The sequence below is a fragment of the Streptococcus sanguinis SK1 = NCTC 7863 genome (assembly GCF_000194945.1).
Taxonomy (GTDB): Bacteria; Bacillota; Bacilli; order Lactobacillales; family Streptococcaceae; genus Streptococcus; species Streptococcus sanguinis.
The window spans coordinates 42,707-61,947 of record NZ_GL878511.1; the positions used below are offsets into that span (position 1 = coordinate 42,707).

Annotated in this window: 12 protein-coding genes; all 12 read right to left on the minus strand. The window is 39.9% G+C overall.

Features of this window, described 5'->3' with window-relative positions:
- Positions 1-2: 2 nt before the first annotated feature.
- The 12 genes from glyS to HMPREF9378_RS01585 all read right to left on the minus strand — a co-directional run bounded on the left by glyS (position 3) and on the right by HMPREF9378_RS01585 (position 19,224).
- A complete protein-coding gene (glyS, locus tag HMPREF9378_RS01640; protein WP_002914292.1) occupies positions 3-2,042 on the minus strand; it encodes a glycine--tRNA ligase subunit beta in 2,040 nt (679 codons plus the stop codon).
- Positions 2,043-2,067: 25 nt separating this feature from the next.
- Positions 2,068-2,433 (minus strand): hypothetical protein, encoded by a 366-nt coding sequence (locus HMPREF9378_RS01635; protein ID WP_002914295.1) that lies wholly within the window; start codon positions 2,431-2,433, stop codon positions 2,068-2,070.
- Between the two features lie 2 nt (positions 2,434-2,435).
- Positions 2,436-3,353 carry a glycine--tRNA ligase subunit alpha gene (gene glyQ / locus HMPREF9378_RS01630; protein WP_002914296.1) on the minus strand — a complete coding sequence of 306 codons (918 nt, stop codon included), beginning with the start codon at positions 3,351-3,353 and terminating at the stop codon, positions 2,436-2,438.
- 20 nt (positions 3,354-3,373) lie between these two features.
- Positions 3,374-4,135, minus strand: coding sequence for a hypothetical protein (locus HMPREF9378_RS01625; protein ID WP_002914297.1), 762 nt, complete (start codon positions 4,133-4,135; stop codon positions 3,374-3,376).
- A 311-nt stretch (positions 4,136-4,446) separates the two neighbouring features.
- Complete coding sequence (locus HMPREF9378_RS01620) at positions 4,447-8,967, minus strand: S8 family serine peptidase (RefSeq protein WP_002914298.1); 4,521 nt, start codon at positions 8,965-8,967, stop codon at positions 4,447-4,449.
- Between the two features lie 326 nt (positions 8,968-9,293).
- A complete protein-coding gene (locus HMPREF9378_RS01615; RefSeq protein WP_002914299.1) occupies positions 9,294-10,379 on the minus strand; it encodes a HigA family addiction module antitoxin in 1,086 nt (361 codons plus the stop codon).
- Positions 10,372-10,710 carry a type II toxin-antitoxin system RelE/ParE family toxin gene (locus tag HMPREF9378_RS01610; protein ID WP_002914300.1) on the minus strand — a complete coding sequence of 113 codons (339 nt, stop codon included), beginning with the start codon at positions 10,708-10,710 and terminating at the stop codon, positions 10,372-10,374. Before HMPREF9378_RS01610 ends, HMPREF9378_RS01615 begins: the two co-directional genes overlap by 8 nt.
- Positions 10,711-11,332: 622 nt before the next feature.
- A complete protein-coding gene (locus HMPREF9378_RS01605) occupies positions 11,333-12,274 on the minus strand; it encodes a hypothetical protein (RefSeq protein WP_032911360.1) in 942 nt (313 codons plus the stop codon).
- Positions 12,275-12,279: 5 nt separating this feature from the next.
- Positions 12,280-13,353, minus strand: a complete 1,074-nt coding sequence (locus HMPREF9378_RS01600; protein ID WP_002914303.1) for a hypothetical protein — start codon at positions 13,351-13,353, stop codon at positions 12,280-12,282.
- A gap of 18 nt (positions 13,354-13,371) precedes the next feature.
- The gene (locus HMPREF9378_RS01595; protein ID WP_032911362.1) at positions 13,372-14,556 is read right to left on the minus strand and encodes a restriction endonuclease subunit S; all 1,185 of its coding nucleotides are present in this window, start codon (positions 14,554-14,556) and stop codon (positions 13,372-13,374) included.
- Complete coding sequence (locus HMPREF9378_RS01590; protein WP_002914305.1) at positions 14,549-16,153, minus strand: HsdM family class I SAM-dependent methyltransferase; 1,605 nt, start codon at positions 16,151-16,153, stop codon at positions 14,549-14,551. Before HMPREF9378_RS01590 ends, HMPREF9378_RS01595 begins: the two co-directional genes overlap by 8 nt.
- The gene (locus HMPREF9378_RS01585) at positions 16,153-19,224 is read right to left on the minus strand and encodes a type I restriction endonuclease (RefSeq protein ID WP_002914307.1); all 3,072 of its coding nucleotides are present in this window, start codon (positions 19,222-19,224) and stop codon (positions 16,153-16,155) included. Before HMPREF9378_RS01585 ends, HMPREF9378_RS01590 begins: the two co-directional genes overlap by 1 nt.
- Positions 19,225-19,241: the final 17 nt, after the last annotated feature.

Below are 19,241 nucleotides of genomic sequence, written 5' to 3' on the forward strand. Positions count from 1 at the left end.
TTTTATTTGGTATTAATCTGATTAAATTTCGCCAACTGCCCTACTTTAGCCGTCAAAGACGCCAGGAGAGCCAGGCGATTGTTACGCACAGCTTCATCTTCTGCCATAACCATGGTATGGTCAAAGAAAGCATCAATAACTGGACTGAGAGCAAAGAGTTGGTCCAGATTGGCAGCTAAGTCAGATGTCAGCTCCACTGATTCAATAGCCGCAGCCAAGTCTTTTTCCTCTTGATTTTCAAAGAGAGCTGGATTGATAGCTGTCTGCCCTTGGGCTTTCTCAGCTAGATTAAAGACCCGAGACAGGCTTTCCACTGCTGACTTGAAGTTGTCTTCCTGAGCTTTTTCTGCTAAAAGCGCAGCAGTTTCTACCAAATCACGTACGACAAAGTTAGTGCTTTGAAGAACAGCTGTCACGATGTCTTTCGGAATGCTGCGATCCATCATTTTCTCAACGCGGGCATGGAAGAAGTCTAGTACTGCCTCTTGATTGTCATAACTTAGACTATCAAACTTGAGTTCGTAAAGTCGACCAAGAAGCTGAGCCAAGTCAATGTTCCAGCCAAACTTATCCAAGATACGCACAACACCCTGAGTCGCACGGCGCAATGCATACGGGTCATTAGAACCACTTGGAATCAGCCCAACTGAGAAGAAGGACAGAATAGTATCCAGCTTATCAGCCAGAGCCAAGACTGCTCCGACCTTGGTGTCAGGCAATTCCCCATCTGCTGAAGTCGGCATATAGTGCTCCCGAATGGCAGCTGCCACCGCAGCATTCTCACCAGCCAGAAGAGCATACTTCTCACCCATGATACCTTGCAGCTCATCAAACTCACCAACCATGCCAGTCAGCAGGTCAAACTTATAAATAGCCGCTGCACGGGCCAAGTCAGCCGTCTCATCAGCATCCAATCCTGCTTCTTGCGCCAAGAGAGCAGCAATCTTGCCAGTCCGCTCCATGTGCTCTGCCAGAGAGCCAATCTTTTCGTGAAAGGTCACATTGCTCAGCTTTTCAACCAAGTCGGCAATAGCCAGCTTCTGGTCTTCTCTCCAGAAGAATTCCCCATCTTCCAGACGAGCCACCAAGACTTTCTCATTTCCCTTGATGACATTTTCTAAATGCTCTGCATTTCCGTTACGGACAGAGATAAAGTGTGGTAAAAGCTTGCCTTCAGCATGGCGCACAACAAAGTAACGCTGGTGCTCTTTCATAGAAGTTACCAAGACTTCCTCAGGAACCTCTAAGTATTTGGCATCAAAATTACCCAAGAAAGCAGTTGGATATTCTACCAGATTCAACACTTCATTGAGCAAGTCTTCGTCAATCTCGATTGAAACATCGTGCTCCTCTTCCAGCGCCCGAATCTGCTCAACGATCATATCTCCCCGCTCAAGAGTACTGGCAATGACAAACTGAGCCCGTAGGTCATCTTCATAGGAATCCGCTGAGGCAATCTCCGTTTCTTGCCCCAAGAAACGGTGTCCACGGCTGGTACGACCGCTCTTGATGTCCAAGAAATCCAAATCAAAGGCCTGCTCATCTAAGAGCACAGTCAAGGTATGGACCGGACGGATATATTCAAAGGTGTTGTTGGCCCAGTGCATGCTGACAGGGAAGGTCAGGGCTTGCAAAACTTCTGTCACTGCTGGGATGATTTCTTCTACAGGGCGACCGACCTCTTCCTTGGTCACATAGACGTATTCTTCACCCTTGATTTCACGGAAAGTAATATCTTCTACAGTCAAACCTTTACCACGGACAAAGCCTTCTGCAGCCTTGGTAAAGTTCCCATCTGCATCCAGAGCAATTTTCTTAGAAGGGCCTTTGAAATCTTCGGTCAAATCAGACTGCTTGTCCGCCAAGCCAACCACGCGCACCGCCAAACGACGAGGCGTTGAGAACATTTCAATTTTCTCAAAAGTCAAGCGATGGTCTGTCAGGAAGGCTCCCATTTTGTCGCGCAGCTGCTTCATGCTCGGTGTCACGACATAGGCTGGCATTTCCTCCAAGCCTAGTTCAACTAATAAATTTTTTACCATGATTATTCTTCTTTCTTACATATTATCAAATTATCAAACGGACATCAGTAATTGTTTGAGGATGAAAACCTTTTTCACAAATAATCCTCCCTTCACCATCTAAGCGCTCTTTAAAGCATATAGGAATTGCCTCACCAATCAATAAAGAAATACGTTCTTTTATTGATTTATTACATTTTTTATTGGGATTAAATATTCCAATAAAAATAAAATTCCTTTCTTTTCCCGAACAGCTATCAGGTATTTTTATTGTAAATAAGTACCCCAGATCAGGTTTTAATCGTTCCGATAATTTGCATGTAGATTTATCCATCTTCTTTAAGTCAATAGAATTACTATATGTCTTATCAATTTTTATTTCGACTTCAATCGGTTTGGAGGGTTCAATCATGATTATTCTCCCTCCTCTGCCAAGAGTTTCTCGCGAGTCTCTGCATCCAAAAGCGGATAGCCTAGACGCTTGCGCTCAGCCACAAAGGTCTTGGCCACAACACGAGCCAGATTACGAATACGAGCGATATAACCAGCCCGCTCTGTCACAGATACGGCTCCACGCGCATCCAAGAGGTTAAAAGTATGCGAGCATTTGAGAACATAGTCATAGGCTGGGTGCACCAGATGCTCGTCCAGACAGCGCTTAGCTTCCGCTTCAAACCTCTCAAAATTCCCCAAAAGCAAGTCTTGGTCGCTGACCTCAAAACTGTACTTAGAATGCTCATACTCAGGATGAGTGAAAATTTCACCGTACTTAACACCATCAGCCCACTCAATGTCATAGACAGAGTCCACTTCTTGGATATAAGAAGCCAGACGTTCCAGACCATAAGTCACCTCAGCAGTTACTGGCTGAGTTGGCAGACCTCCGACCTGCTGGAAGTAAGTGAACTGAGTGATTTCCATACCATCCAGCCAGACTTCCCAGCCCAGACCAGCCGAGCCAGTTGACGGATTTTCCCAGTTATCCTCAACAAAGCGGATATCGTGCTCCAGCGGATTGATACCCAAGAGTTCCAAAGACTGCAAATAAAGTTCTTGGATATTGCTTGGAGAAGGCTTCATAACCACCTGAAATTGATGGTGCTGGTAAAGTCGGTTAGGATTTTCCCCATAACGGCCATCTGCTGGCCGGCGAGACGGCTCTACATAGGCCGCGTTCCAAGGCTCTGGCCCAATAGCCCGCAGGAAGGTATAGGGACTCATCGTTCCCGCCCCCTTCTCATTATCATAAGCCTGCATGAGCATACAGCCCTGATCATTCCAGAACTGCTGTAAAGTCAAAATTATTTCTTGAAATGTTAATTTTTTAGGCATTTTTTACTCCTTTAGTTTGTTTATATCTCTTTGTCTATTATTTTCTGTTCTATGAACCAATCCAACAAGGGAAGTGTTTTATCTGTGTTTGCCCACCGATGATAAGAATCAAAGACCGCTTGCACGCTGCCTAGATTTTCTACTAGCTTGTCAACTGTCAAAAAACTGCGCCAGTATTCATAAAAAATACTAGCATAATTCCCTTGATAAGTCGAAGCGCCGAAATCATTCAATGAGTGCCAACCGTGCTTTTTCTGAAAGAGCTTTACGAGAGCCTGATTACAAGCTTTTTCCACTCGAAATTCCTCAATTGTAAAGAAATACTTGCGGCTAATATACTCAACCATCCCTTCTTCAAACCAGATATAGGCACCGTATCCATCAAAGTCATCTAAAAAATGCTCCGACCAATGAGCTAACTCATGGCCCACAATCTGTAAGAGAGAATTTTCAGACAAAGACTGATAATGGCCTTCTATTGCTTGAGTTTGGTGAGAGGACTCGTAATTCTCCAACTGAAGAAGATATAAATCTTTCCAAACCGTCAATTCGGGAGTCATAACCATCCGCCTATCATTTGTATAGGCTGGTACAGGAATTTCCCGAATGATCTGCGTAGCAGAATCAAAATCGGACCAAATGATGGCTTGCGGTAAATCATAAACCGCAAACTCGTCTTTTAAAAAAGCTAGATAATCCTGCAACTTTGCGGAATTCTTTGCGACGAAATCTCGAAAAGCTGCTAATTGGTTCTCGTCTTTTACAAGATAAAGGTTCTCCACGAATCTCCTTTCTTTCGAACAATAGACTCAGTACGCAAAAGAACCACATCCGACACTCCTAGGCTCTTCAACCTAGGGGCGTCAAGACGCGGTTCCACCCTAATTTATTACTTCATTGCTTTTGAAATTATAACCGAAAGTGCCATCTGCACTGCTTCCCTATCCGGCTCACACTATTCCGAACTCGCTAAAAAGTAGACAATGAGAATTCTTTCTAAAAAAGATTATAGCAGAAAATAGACCTAATGTAAAATACTTATCGAAAAATCCCTCAAGTTTCAACTTAAGGGATTTTAACTAATCTAAACCAGTTAGACTTGTTTAGTTTTTTTCGGTCTTACAACTCTTGGCTTTCTGCCATCAAGTTTTCTCTTGGCCGCTCTGAGATTGGCGATGGCTTCTTTGACATCTTCCTGGCTGGCACCTGGATTAGCCAAAACTTCCTTAGCCTGTGCATAAGCCTCTAGATAAGCCGCCTTAACCGTATCAGTCGCATAGATAAACTTATTGCTGATGGCTTGGTAATGTACCTCATCATCGACTAGCTTCTTGAGATTAGTAAAGTTAGTCGCCTTGCCATCCAACTTCTTCTCTGCTGTAGTCAGCTGAGCTAGGGCAGTATCGATTTGCTCCTGGGTCACCTTGTCCTGCACCAAGAGCAGAGACACTGCTTGGAAGGCCTTGTCATAAGCACGGCGAGTCCTATCCTTAGCATTGGCATAAGCTCCTGTCTTAGTAGTAGCTGCATAAGCTTCCACAGCCGCCTTAACCGCAGCAATATCAGAGTCCTTGCCGTCTAGATTAGCAGATGCTGTTTCTAGCTTACCTCTTACGGCATCAACTTGCGCTTGGGTCAGTTTGCTTGTCAAAGCTTCCTTGGCTGCTTGATATGCTTGGTCGTAGGCTGTGCGCTTCGCTGCAGAAGCATTGTAATACTGAGCAGTGCCGATTAGACTAGACTGCTGATTGACAGCTGCCAACAAGCCTGACTTGACGATAACTCCCAGCTTCAGCAAGTTGTTCTGGCCTTCTTTGACCTCGACGGTCGGCTCATTTTCCCAGAGCTCATAACCAGTCGGCAGGTTAACAAAGACTGAGTAGAATCCAGCTGCTACGGATCTTCCGAAGGCATGCTTGCCAAACAGTTCTGCTGGAAGCGTATAGGCATCGCCATTATTATTCTTGAGAACCACTTGGGTATTCTTCGGAACAGCTTGATCAAAGGCAACGCTGACCGGTGCAAAGACCAGCTTCTTGACTAGAAACTCAATCGTCTTAAAGCTATCTTGGGCTGTCAGCTCAAACTCCTGAGTCAGATCGCTGTAGAAACGAAGCCCATCCTTATCATAAGTAAAGATCTCTGCTGTATAGCGGCCAAATGGCAGAGCGTTGATTTGCTTGCCCTTGTCCAGTTCGACATACTTGCCCTTGCTATCCTTGATCCGATAGACAAAGGTCGACGATACATCTTGATGCGTATTAGCATCTACCAGAGCGACACGGATACGACCATCATTTTCAGCACTGACCAGCTCTGACAGAGCTATGGCATCACGGTTGCCTGCATAGTCCTCTACCACATAGAAAATCTTAGACTTGTCCACTCCTTTTGGCAAGGTGTAGCTGCCATCCGCATTGGCTGAGATGTAAACTCGACGCTCGTAATCACGCTCAATGCCAAAATCATCCACGGCTTTAAAGGTCTCTTTCCCTTTTTCATCTGCTTGAAGATAGAAGACTTGTTCTCTCAAAATACCGCCGTTGCCAACATCTTTTGGCTTGCGAGCCGTAAAGGTTTCCGCACCATCCTTGGTACTGATATAGCCTGAACTAATCAAAGGTTTCTGCGTATCGATCTGCAGCTTAAAGCTAATCTGCTGCTCTTTAGCACCTGGTACATCTGGCGTATAGCGAACCACATAGGTATAGAGGCCGTCTTCCAGCTTCTCACCCTTGCTATCACGACCATCCCAGTATGTATCTTCTAGTAGGTAGGACTTAGGATTGTCTGACTGACCACTATAATAGTTCTTGCGGCCTTCTCTAATCGTGCTGCTCTGCCAGATTGGGAAGCGATAGTCCGTATCATCTGCCGTATAGACACTAGCTGTCAGATTATTGATATTGCGATAGAGAACAGTCCGATACTGGATGCTGTCCTGATTGCCATCACCATTAGGTGAGAAGGCCAGACGAATCTTGCCATCCGCTCCCAGCTGCAGCACATGCTTACCATCAGCATTTTCTGCAGTTCCCAGTACAATTGAGCTGCGAGCAGCTGTTCGACCGGTAGAGTAGAGTGTATCATTTGACTCTGTCACAAGGGAAGAGACATTGTCATCAGACAGGATACTCTTGTCCTTTGGCACTGGGTAATAGAAGCCTGACTTACCTTCTTGTACCAGATTATAGATTGGTCTTTCTACAGCTGGAAGATCTTGGAATTGCCCACGGAAGCCCATAAATGGCAGACTAACCACATCGCCATCATCCGCTGGATCGACAAAGCGGACAAAGCCTTCTAGGAAATAGCCATTCGGCATCTGCTTGATCAACTCTTCCGCAAACTTAGCAGTATTTACCTTGACCGTCACTTTCTGGCTGCTGTGAGCCTTGACAGTAACTTCTGGCCAGACTGTTTCAGTTAATTTGCGAGGTGTCAGGGTAAAGTAGCCATCCTTAACCGCATCCGTATTGGTATTGACAATCATCTTCAGCGTCCGGTCCTTATCCGTGATATTATGAACCGTAACATCAAAGGTGAAGCTGTCTTGGACATTACCCAAGGAAACGCTAGGATATTGATTATCCCCTGTCACATAGAGGCCGGTAGAAACAGCCGCTGCCGTATCTACGATACCAGCTCCCTGCTGACGCGGAGAGGTGTAGACACCAGTGTCCTTGTTGACATGCAGCTTGGCTGTAGACATGATAAGGGCTTTGACCAAATCGGCATTCTGGGCAGGCGTCAAGTCTGGATAGTGCTGAAGGAGATATTCCTTGACTAAAGCTGCAACACCAGCCACATGAGGCGTAGCCATACTGGTTCCCTTCATAGAGCCATAGGTATTGTCATTAAGCGATGAGTAGATATCGCCACCTGGTGCTGTCACATCTGGCTTGAGCAAGCCATCTGTCGTTACACCCCAACTAGAGAAGTCAGACAGACTACCTGCTCCTGGATGTGGCCGATTGACCTTAAGACCATTAAAGACAACCTTATAATTACCAGCTGCTAAAGCCTCTCCATATTCCTTACTAATAAAGGCTGACGGAACCTTTTTAGATTCACTGTCCAGGCTCATAGTAAGGTTAGCTCCGTCGACATTATTGTAGATCAGAGCACCAACAGCACCATGGCTGATGGCATTTCTAACCTTTTCAGCAAAGGTAAAGGAACCACGCTGGATAAGAGCCAGCTTACCTGTCAGATCCTTACCAGCAAAGTCCTCTTCACGGCCAAGACCAACATGGACATACTCATATTCCTTGCCCTTTTCAAAGGTTGCATTTGTCTCACCCATGGAGTAGCTGAAATGACCGTTCAAAAGCTTATCGTTCTTTTCCAGACCACGAACTTCCATGACTTCCTCTGTCAGAACAGTGTTATTGACAGAGGCGACTGAGATAGAGCTTTCTGCTGTTGAAGGATTGCCAACTAGACCATAGTCTGGATTTTCAACCAGCGGTTTAGAGTATTCACTTCCGAAGGTGTTGTCATTACCCGCCGCAATGATCACACTCACTCCCTTAGCCCGAGCGCGCTCAATAGCAGCCTGCAGACTAGGGCTGACATCAACCGTTGAACCTGTTGCTGAGCCCAGACTCATATTGATGGTATCAGCTCCCAAAGCTACTGCATCATCAATAGCCTTGATGTAGATAGCGTCGCTTGTTGTACGCTGACGGTCTGAGAAGACCCGCATAAACATAACTTGTGCTTCTGGCGCAACACCATAGACATACTCATTATTAGGCGCTTTCTTGTTGGGATTTCCCGCTGTAATCCCTGTTACGTGCATACCATGTGAGTAACTGTTCTTTTCCTTGATATTGTCATCACCGTCGATATAGTTATAGGCATAGACAACCTTGCTGTTGTACCACTTCCCGTAGTCAATGCCGGCCTTTTTCTTGGCTTCTTCCAGAGCTGCCTCTGTCTGATACTTGGCCTTTGATGGATCAGAAATCTTCAGAACCTCATGATGGACATCCAGACCTGAGTCGATAATCGCTACCAGCCGGCCTTGGCCTTTATAACCCTGTGACCAGGTCTGAGGAACCTTAATAATCTCATTGGTACTGATGCTGCTTGGCTTAGCACCTTGAGAAGCTGCAGGCTCTGCTGTTGCATCAGGATTAGCAGCAGGCTTGTCTGAGTCTGCGGCTGCCGGAGACTCTACAGTCGGACTAGCTGGAGCTGTCGGCTTGGACTCTGTAGTAGATGGTTGAGTTACCTTCTCAGCACTTGAAGAAACCTGTTCCGATGAAGAAGCCGCTCCTTTCTCTACAGGAGCTGCAGCTGCTTCCTTAGCCTCTGCCGTAGAAGGCTGACTAGCCTGATCTGTACTTGAAGCAGCCGATTCAGAAGAAGCTGGTGCCGCTTTCTCCACAGGGGCTGGAGTTGCCGGCTGACTCTCAGGTGTAGCTGCTTGAGAAGCAGGCTCAGTCGCTGATACCACAGCGGCAGTTGCCTGACCTTGCCCTGACGAACTAACTGTCGCCTGCTCATCCGCCTGAGCCTGTCCCGCACCAAAAACCAGGGCAGTCCCCAGCAGAACGGAAGCCAAACCGAACTTGTATTTACGGAGTGAAAAACGTTGTCTTTGCATAGAAGTCTCCTTACTTTATTTATAAACCATATTATAATAAAAATTTTCTGACAATTCATACACTCCTAACAAATGTAACAAAAATGTAACAATACCGAACGTTATAGTCAAGAACAGCTATATGATAAAGTTTCAAGTCTCTATTTATTTGAAATACAGAATAAATACAGTTTAAAATCCGGAAATAAGAAAAACCAATCAGAACTAGCTCAGAATGTACCAGTTTGATTGATTTGTGATAGTATGTTTATGAAATATTATTTCTCATTGATAAATAAGCAAACGGACTACTTCTTGGAATAAAATTCTCATAAAATCAAAAATTCTCAAGAAACAAAGGAATAGTTCTCTTTTAATTCTCTAAACTGCTCATATCCAAGGTACTGCTCCTTCTGCAAGCGTCCTAAGACAATACTAGGGTGAATATCTATTTCCTCAGCAAAGCAAAGGATATCTGACTTATCAAAGTTCCCTTTTTCAACAAAAGCTTGATAGTCTTCAGGTCTAATCAAGAGATCTTTTGCAAACTGGTCTGCCTGCTCCTCGGAACGAAGGTATGACTCACTATTTCCAGCATCAGATGAAAAATCATTCTCCAGAATATGCCCAATCTCATGAAAAAGTGAGAACCAGAAAATATCGGACGCTTTGTTTCGATCCGTGAGTAAAAGCAGCGCACTGCCATTTCCAAATTTTTTCGTAGCACCATTCAGATTTGCATTCGGCAAAGCTGGTAGACCAACTAAGACAACACCACAGTCTAGCAAGATATCAGACAAGCGTTGAGGAAAGACTTCTGGGTCTTGTCTGGTCAACTTTCTCAAGGCAGGCAAGCTTCTTTCTAGCTTTCTACGATTGAGCTTAGTAGTTGTTTTATCACGTGCTTTTTTAGATGCCAACTCCAGCATGATATTGGAATTCACTATACTTTTAGTAGTGAACTCACGTGTATTCCGATAACTCACTAGATGATTGAAAGTTAAGAGGTTTTCTAAACTTGCAACACCTAGAATCTTGCGAAGTTCGACAATCTTTTCTTTCAAAGTATAGCGCTTTTCTATAACATAGCCCTCTTCCTTAAAATACTTAAAATCAATCATCTCACAGATTTCTTTCTCACAACCTTCTTCTAGCTCTCTTTGTTCTACAATATCTGCAACTTTTACATCGTAAGCATTTTGAAGATTGAGCCAGGTTTGCATGGAAACTCCGCTTAGCTTGGCTAACTTATGAGCTGTTTCTTTACTAATGGACTCCTCAGCATTGACGAGCTTGCTGACAGTCTTTGCAGAAACTCCTAAACGCTCCGCAAATTCTTTTTGCGTTACGTTATAATCTTCAATCATCTCTTCAACATACTGACCTGGATGAAAAGCAATCAGGTCTTTGTACTCAACAATTTTATTACTCATAGTGATTGCTGACCTCCTCTATTTTTAGAATTTCGATTTCTACGGGACTAGGAAATACCTTCTCTAGATCCTCCTCACGAAATTCTACAATCAAACGATAGGAACTCTTTCGACCATCTATATCCAAAGCAAACTGTCCCTGTCTCTTTCCCTTTAGTTGGTGAAAGTGATACTTAGGAAAAGCCGTCACACTAGCCAAAGAATCCGCCGCTTTCAAAAAGTTGATCAACTGATGCAACTTTACAGCAATCTTATCCGAAAAATCCTTTTTCGCCTGCCTCAGCTCTGTGCACTGCTTTTTAACAGTTTTGTTTGTATAGATAAGCTTCATAAATCCCTTTCCGTTAAATTAAATTACCTATTAGGTAATTTAATTATACCATCTTTAAACAATAAAAACCAGCCAAAGATTGATTTGGCTGGGATATATGCTATTATTTAGTAAATATAAACATCATGTTTTTTTAACAACTTACAAATATTCAGAATTCAAATAGACTTATTGATTCAAAAATGTTGACTAAAGAAATCGACCATATTTTTATAAAATTCACAATGAGTGTACAAACATGGATGTAAATAAACAAATAATATAGAAAAAGCAACAAAAACTGTAATTAAATATACAAATTTATGACTCCATTTTTCAACCTGTATTAAATCATTTATTTTGTCTTTATAATCTTGCTTCAACTCATTAAAATAATCTTCTTCAACATTATAAAAAATACTCTACATATTTTCTATTTTTTTGTATTCTAACTCAATAGATTTTGATTCACAATTCCATCCTTTTAAACGATTTATTCCTATTACAAGAATCAAATAGAACAATCCAACAATAAGAGTTAACAACATAGCTGATCTAGTAGAGAAATTTTTAAGAATAAAAGTTGTTAAAACTGTTACTACCAAAACTAAAATTTGTTGCAACAATGAATTTGTTATAGTTTTTATACTATCGGAAGTCTTCCTTTGCAGATTAGTGAAGTCTTCAGTGATTTTTTTCTTATCATCAATATATTTTTTAACTTATCTTTTATAAATAAATTATAATTAATTTTTAATTTTTTCCAGGTTATGTCTATGTCTTTATCATCTATTTTTAATTTATTATTTACTAAATCTGAGAACAGTTCTCTAAAAATAATTAACTTTTCATAATAAGTTTTATCATCACTAAAAATAAAGTCAAAAATATTTTCAAAATTATTGAAAAATTTTTCTGTTACACTAACATCATCTAATTTTAAGATTGCATTTTTTTCAAAACTAATTACAAATTCAGTATTTTCTCCATTATCAGAGATCATTCGTTCAGATAGTAAATCCAATAAATTAATTAATGATATTTTTTTACAATCTTCGTAGTTAATATTAGTAATCACATTTGGCAAAGCACATATCTTCACGTGATTAAATTCTGATTTAGTTAGAACTATTTTAGGAATCTTTAATTCTTCTGTTACTAGAGAAAATATTGGAGAAATAATTCTAAAATCACCTTTAAAAATATCTATCGCAATTTTATTATGTCTATTTTTTAATTCTTTTATTGCAATTTTTCTTAAAAATTCTTTTTCGAATTCAATAAAATCTTTTTCTGAGTAAAAGAATATCTTTTTATTTTTTTCAGGAACTAAGTTTTGTTCAATAGTAAGAATAATAATATTTTCACTCTCAGGATTATCAAACTGAGCAAATGGAAAATCATTACATCTAACACTTATATTATCTGGTAAGGGTAATGAAAAATCATGTTTAAATTTACTAACTTCTTTTTCGTAAACTATAAACTTAATATTATATTTAAATATTCTCTCCTTTTCTAAAAAATTAAACCAACTCCCTTGCAAATTATAATTGCTGATCGAAGAAAAAATTTGGTTACACATAATAATCACCTCTTCAATATTGTGATCCTATCTGTATTTATCTTCATTATTGAATAATTCCCTTCTACCTCCCATACAACATCTCCTTGTTCCAATAAACTATCAAAAACTCTAATCTCTAACTCTTTATTATTATCCTTTGAAACATACACTGTCCTTGGTGGTGTTTTTAGCTCGGCTGTAAATGTAAATATAACCGTGCCATTTCTTTTTTTGGCATTTTGATATGCTTCTTGAGCTAGTTTTTCAGAATCCATATAGGTTCCAGCTTTTTCAAAATCAAGTAAAGTACTAATTTCCCCAATCAAACCATCAAAAGATGTCTCTCGTTTTTGAGATAAAAAACTTTGTAATCTCTCTTTTACATCGTTAGAAGAGTTATTAGACTTTAGATATGGTTTTGAAACTATTTCAATTGCTTCTATAGCTGCTTTTGCTGCTGAATCGGGATCATCAATGACGTTTGTACTTTCTAAAAACGTTTTGAAGAAGTAACGAGAAATGTTATCATCAGTCCTATCTAATACCCTTGAATGAATATTTTCTCTTTCTGAATTGCTTGGCTCTGTTCCTTCTTTAAAAGAAATAGTTCTATCTTTGAATATTACAGTAGCTTTCTGAAGCCTAGATTTTTTATCAGGTAAGATTCTATCAAGTGTCTTTAAAGTATTTTCATCCGTGACTTGTATAGCAGTTCCAGTTTCCATTTTTACTATAAAAAGCACCTCACTATCATTTAGCATAGTGGTTAGTACTACTAGATAGAAATCATTATGGAATTGATTGCCTATTGCATCCTTAAACTTACTTGCAATATCATCTGAGTTTGACTTAAATTTATTATGACTAACAAATATCTCAGAAATGTTTGTAACCATTTGAGAAGTTCTTCGATTAAATCTAAAATTTTTTGCAAATTTATCGTCCATACATTTTTGAACTCGTGTGTCTAAATCATCAATAATTTTATCGAATTCTTCTTTAAAATCAATTGAGCTTGATTCGAAGATTTTCCCTGATACTACATTAACATTGTCACTTTCTCTTGAAAAGTGAAACAATCTTAGTCGCTTTTCCATCTTATCATCTCCTTAATATTATGCCTTCACCTGTCCATTCATCAGCATTGGCAAGAGCCAATCGCGAAGTTGGGTGAGTTCTTGGTTTTGTCTTTGAACGTTTTTCATTTGTTCAAGTAAGTTATCAATGATTGAATTAAATTTCAACAGAACATTTTGGGGAGGAAGTGAAATAACCATATCAGTAAGTACTGATTGAGAAATATTTTTCATGATAGTACCCGCTGATTGATTTTTTAATACTTCTTCCACATTTTTTAAGTAGTAAAAAATCAGATTTTTAAAAATCAAATCATTAACTTCTGATGCAATAATAAATCCAGAATATACGGTTTTTGCTTCAAGTTCTGAAACTAATCGTGTAGCTCCTGGAATTCCACTTCGTGTAATTAAAATCATTCCCTCATTAACAATAAAATTTGTTGATTTATCATTCTCTAAAGATATTTCATCTAAATCTGTTTGATTGACAAATATTGTTGAGGATGAGATATTTCTGACATTAATGATTTTAATTTTTTCACTTCCACTAGAAGTTTTTTCATAGTTAATACCATTTTTAAATTTTGCCACATCCCCCAACTTTTCCACTCTCCACCCTTCTGGGATTTCGCGTTTGAGTTCTGGGTTATAGACCATCTTTCCGCCTGATGATTTGTAGGGTTTGCCATTCTGGTCTGGGAAATCAAACTGCACAAACCAGTAGTCATAGAGTGTCTTAGCCATGTCTTCCAACTCTCGGTTGATTTGGTTGTTGATTTGGATTTTTTGGTCAATTAGATTCAAAACATTGAAGCACTGCTCTTGAGTAGCTAAATCTGGTAGCTTAATTATAATTTTTGATAACGTTGAAACTGATAATCCTGGCTGAGCAGACTGTCCTTGATATTGAGCTAGATTCATCATTGATAACAAATTTGAAACATAGCCATTATTATGATTTTCATTAACCACTGCCACAATTGCATGTTCAGTCATAAATGCTTTCCCTTTGAAATATCTAACATTTCCACAGTAAGCACCTTGGCGTCCAATTATTGAGCACTCTCCATCAAAGTTAAATGTGTCAGTGAAGCCCCTTAATCCATTCCCACCATACACTGGATATAGACCTTCAGCAGATATTTGGCTTGCTTTTATCGATTTACCACTACTAAACCTTGAACAAATCTCACCGATGGTATATTCTTTCCACTCACTCATACTTCAATCCCTTCATTTGCTCTTCAATCTCCTGCTCCAATGCATGTGATTGCTGGAAGAGGTCTGAGAGTTTGTCTTGAAAGGCAGTCATCTTGGCTTCAAACTCTTCTGCTGTGATGTCCACATAGTCGATCTTGATGTCAAAGTATTGGCCTGCGCTAAGAGAGTAGTTTTTCTCCTTGATGTCCTCATAAGAGACAGTGACAGAAAAGTCATCGACGGCTTTTTTCTTGATAAAGGTCTCGACGATCTTCTGCTCCTCCTCTGAAGAAAGCACAGTCTTTTGGTTCTTGCCTTCCTTGACCTTGGTTCCGAGGTTTGAGGCATCGATGAGGACAACATCGCCCTTATTTTTCTTATCGATAAAGAGGATGGATACGTTAGTACCTGTCGTCGCAAAGATATTGGACGGCATGGAAACGACACCTGCCAGCATTTGATTATCCACCAAATGTTGGCGGATAGTCTTATCAATCCCAGACTGGGCCGTGATAAAACCTGTCGGCAAGACAACGGCTGCTTGACCATCTGACTTCAGGGAGTAGATGATATGCTGAACAAAGAGCTCGTAAATCGCCATCTTGTCCTTAGACTTGGCTGGAACCTTTGGCACTCCTGCAAAAAAACGCTCACTGGCTTCTGGCAAGGTCTCCACTCGGTCACGCCACTCTGAAAAGTCCAGCTTGAAAGGCGGGTTGGAGACGATATAGTCCATCTTTTCAGGGTGACGATTGGCGATGATGGTATTTCCCTGTACGATATTATGGATGGAATGTTGCAATCCATTCAAGATCAGATTGAGACGGAGGAGATTAGAGGATTTTTGCGAGATATCCTGACTATAGACTGTGGTCTTATCCACACCGATACGGCTAGCTAGGTTCATGAGCAAGGTCCCCGAACCAGCTGACGGATCATAGATACGCACGTTTGATGGCTGGTCATTTCCCACAAGAATATCAGCAATAATCTTAGCCACAGAGTGAGGCGTATAGTACTCTGCATACTTGCCTCCACCGTCTTTGTTATAGTCCTTGATCATGTACTCAAAGAGAGTAGAGAAAAAGTCGAAACCTTGTGAAAAAATGGTCTCATCAAATTTGATACGAGCAAGTAGATTGATGATAGCTCTTGCGACTTGATTACGTTTGCTTGAATCTGAAATATTATCTGTAATTAAACGCTCATCAAAAAGACGAATAGCTGTGTCTCCATCCGTATGAACAGAGAAGATATCATTATTGTCAATAGCTATTTGGTTGAGAGTCGTTTCAAATATTTCATAGAAATTGTCTTCATTTTGCTTACGATGCAAAGTCTCAATGAACTGCTCAGGTTTAAGCTGAGCAGTCGCAGTACCTATATCTTCCAAAAGCCACCTATAATCATCAAGGCTCATCTTAACAAGTTCCTCATAGATATTCTTTGTATCTACTGCCTTTGCTTCATAGAGAAACTTATCATTTAAAAACTTATATAAGAAAGATTGGGTAAGAAGCTTGTATTCACCAGCCTCTCCTCCTAAACCAGCATGTGTAAAAACAGCTTTTAAATCATCAACTAAATCTTGGACAAGATTTTTGTAATTCTCATTCATTAATGTTGGTATTCCTCTTCATATTGTTCAAACAGTGATTCAACAAGCTTTTCAAAATTTTCTCTGGTCAAACTACTGTTTAATTTTGTTTTTTTCATTTCCTCGCGAGCTGCCTGACTAATCATTCTTTTTAGAAAGGCCTCATTGTCCAGTACACCTTGATTTTGACCGACTAGTCTATCAACCTGAATCTTAGCTCCCTTGATGACATGATAAACTGCTGGAAAAGCACTAACTTTGGACGAATTAGTTGCATGCTTATAGCTTCTAGCAGCCATCTCATCTCCATCAAAATTCATTGTCAAACGTCTCATACGACTTCGATAATCATCAACTGCTCCAAAAAGTTTATGATAAGCCTCTTTGGTATGCAGAATAACATCCATGGTGTAGCCTTCTTCCTCATGGATCATATGTTTTTTCATAATTCGCTTGAACTCTTCAAAAAGTTGAACCCATTCAGGATCTTTTTTATCTTTCTGATTATTAAGTCCATTGGCGATCCGCCGACGTAAATCGTCCAGGTCATTAGCAGCTAATCGCAATTCCTCTTCTGCAATCTTTACAAAAGCGAAACTAGTTTCTGACATCGCGAGGTTCAGCAATGCCTGGCTAGAAAAGTCATCTGGTCTTTCCATAGCAGAAAGGTTGATCAATCTTCTGGAGATGATGTTCAAAAAAGTCGAAATTAATTTGATATCAATTTGGTCCATTAATTCCTTATAGCCTAGAAGACTTGCAATGTTATAGTACTGCTTGACAGATTCTATCGCTTTTTTGAGTTCAATCAACTCTCTTCTGTCCTTCACTTCATCAACAACTATTGCAAAAGCCGCTCGATTTCCAGTTGGGTAATCCATCAAAATAAGATTTGATTTTTCTAATTCTCGACTAATCTCATCAGCTGGTACAAAAAGAGACCCAAAGACATCTTCTTCATTTTCACCAGTGACCGTAATATCATACTCATGATTAAGTTCCTCAAGATAGGCTCGATTGGTCTTATCAAATTCTTGGGAAATATCCGCAAAGTCAACTACATAACCGAACAAATAATCTTTATAGGGTCTATTAACACGAGTCAGAGTTTGTAAGAGATTATGAGCTTTTATTTTGCGACCTAAATAAAGACGTTTTAGCCTAGGAGCGTCAAAACCAGTTAGAAGCATAGAGTAGACAATAATCAAATCAATCTTGCCTTCCTTAAATGCTTCCACCCTTTCTTTCTTATAGTCCTTATCCCCTTCATCATGCAAAATGAGAGCTGAACTTAGGTTCGTTTGTCCATTTTGACGTCGTTCCTCAAGCTGCCGTTCTAGCTCACGCGCCTGTTTAGAAGAATCGCAAACAATCATCCCTCCGATAGAATCATCATCAAAAATAAACTTCCTTGCTCTAGTGAAATCTTCTAAGATAAAATCTAACATAGGTGAGACATACTTACGATGAGCAAAGATAGCCTCTTTAGAGAGCCCGCCACGTTGAATTTCTTCATTTATCGAACGAAGATTCTCTTTATACGAGGTTTCAATATCTTCTCGCATCAGTCGGAGAGTAAAGCCATCTTCAATAGATTGGTTATAGTAATATTTATGGATGTAATTTCCGAAAATATCTCGCGTAGTGGCATGACTTTCTTTGGTCCGTCCGTCTTTCTTGTACGTAATCAAAGGTGTTCCCGTTAGAGCAATTTTAATGGCCCGCTTGTCCGAGTTATAAAGATTTGGTAGGTAGGATCCACGTTCATTATAAGAACGATGAGCTTCATCAATAAAATAAACATTTTGGCAGTTAAGGTCATAGCCAGAACTATCCGTCAAATCGGAGCTGTCTTTAAATTTTTGTATATTTACAACAGCTACATCATAGCCATCATGTTTCTGGTTTAATTCTTTCGGTTTATTGATACGTTTAACCCGTAAACCGCGCTTAGCAAACTCTCTATAAGCTTGGTCAGCCAAATCTAAGCGATCAACAACAAAATAGAATTTTGGAATAATGCTTTGTTTTGAAAAATAATTCTTTAAATAACGAATATTAAAATAAGCCAAGGCTGTCTTACCCGAACCTTGAGTATGCCAAATAACACCCTTTTTAATACCCTTTGAAATCATATCTTTGATAGCTCGGGTAGCAAAATATTGCGGATAGCGCATTACATGCTTTTGGAGTTGGCGTTGCCCGTCCTTACCTTCTTCCTCAACATAAGCAAGACCAAAACGTAGCATAAAAAATAGGCGTTCTTTTTGATATAGAGAAGTCAAAAACGAATTGCATGGTGTATCAGGTTGCATATTTGTTGCAAACTCTGGAAGAGTTTGAAGTGGTAGCTGATTCATATCTTCCAAAACATATTCAATATCATCCTGAGTCAGAGTCTGAAAACTATGAAGAAAATCAACCTCTATTTCTTCTTTAAAAGCATTGAATTTAGTCTTAGAAAAGGCGTTTGAACAATAATAAGACCCCTGTTTTTGTCCTCCTTGTCCACTCACGTAATATGAATTATCTGAAAACGAAATAAATTGTGTTATATTATTGAAACGGCGAAATTTCTTATTTTCAAAGCGATATCTCGTTCTATTCTGCTCGGATTGAATGCCAGTTTTTCCATCTCTAATCGCATTGGGCTGTTTCACTTCAATATAAGATAGCGGCAAGCCATTAATAAAAATCATCACATCTGGTCTGAACTCATCATTACCATTTTGACAAGATACTTCCATAGCTACATGAAAAGTATTCGCTTCCGGATTGTTCCAATCAATATAGGTCGCACCGCCATCCCCTTGAATACGATTATAGAAAGCTCGACCCAAATCGTTTTGATTCAGCTCTAGCTTGATATTATTTAAATCTCGTTCAAAGTCCATATCAGTTGCATAATTATTCAACTTACGATACTGTTCTCTAAAAATAGATACCAAAATATTCGTTTCGGAATCCCTTTCAATAATTTCTTGGCTTTTACGAGACAAATAGGTATATCCTATCCTAATTAGGTGTAGTACTGCAGGAATCTGTACGCGAGTTAATTCAGAAAATCTAATTTGGTCTGCTCTTGTTCTCATATAATCAACCCTTACTA

What these genes read in the sequence shown, in the direction of transcription:
- glyS (WP_002914292.1), bottom strand. Translation starts at nt 2,042, where the DNA reads ATGGTAAAAAATTTATTAGTTGAACTAGGCTTGGAGGAAATGCCAGCC.
- HMPREF9378_RS01635 (WP_002914295.1), bottom strand. Translation starts at nt 2,433, where the DNA reads ATGATTGAACCCTCCAAACCGATTGAAGTCGAAATAAAAATTGATAAG.
- glyQ (WP_002914296.1), bottom strand. Translation starts at nt 3,353, where the DNA reads ATGCCTAAAAAATTAACATTTCAAGAAATAATTTTGACTTTACAGCAG.
- HMPREF9378_RS01620 (WP_002914298.1), bottom strand. Translation starts at nt 8,967, where the DNA reads ATGCAAAGACAACGTTTTTCACTCCGTAAATACAAGTTCGGTTTGGCT.
- HMPREF9378_RS01615 (WP_002914299.1), bottom strand. Translation starts at nt 10,379, where the DNA reads ATGAGTAATAAAATTGTTGAGTACAAAGACCTGATTGCTTTTCATCCA.
- HMPREF9378_RS01610 (WP_002914300.1), bottom strand. Translation starts at nt 10,710, where the DNA reads ATGAAGCTTATCTATACAAACAAAACTGTTAAAAAGCAGTGCACAGAG.
- HMPREF9378_RS01605 (WP_032911360.1), bottom strand. Translation starts at nt 12,274, where the DNA reads ATGTGTAACCAAATTTTTTCTTCGATCAGCAATTATAATTTGCAAGGG.
- HMPREF9378_RS01600 (WP_002914303.1), bottom strand. Translation starts at nt 13,353, where the DNA reads ATGGAAAAGCGACTAAGATTGTTTCACTTTTCAAGAGAAAGTGACAAT.
- HMPREF9378_RS01595 (WP_032911362.1), bottom strand. Translation starts at nt 14,556, where the DNA reads ATGAGTGAGTGGAAAGAATATACCATCGGTGAGATTTGTTCAAGGTTT.
- HMPREF9378_RS01590 (WP_002914305.1), bottom strand. Translation starts at nt 16,153, where the DNA reads ATGAATGAGAATTACAAAAATCTTGTCCAAGATTTAGTTGATGATTTA.
- HMPREF9378_RS01585 (WP_002914307.1), bottom strand. Translation starts at nt 19,224, where the DNA reads ATGAGAACAAGAGCAGACCAAATTAGATTTTCTGAATTAACTCGCGTA.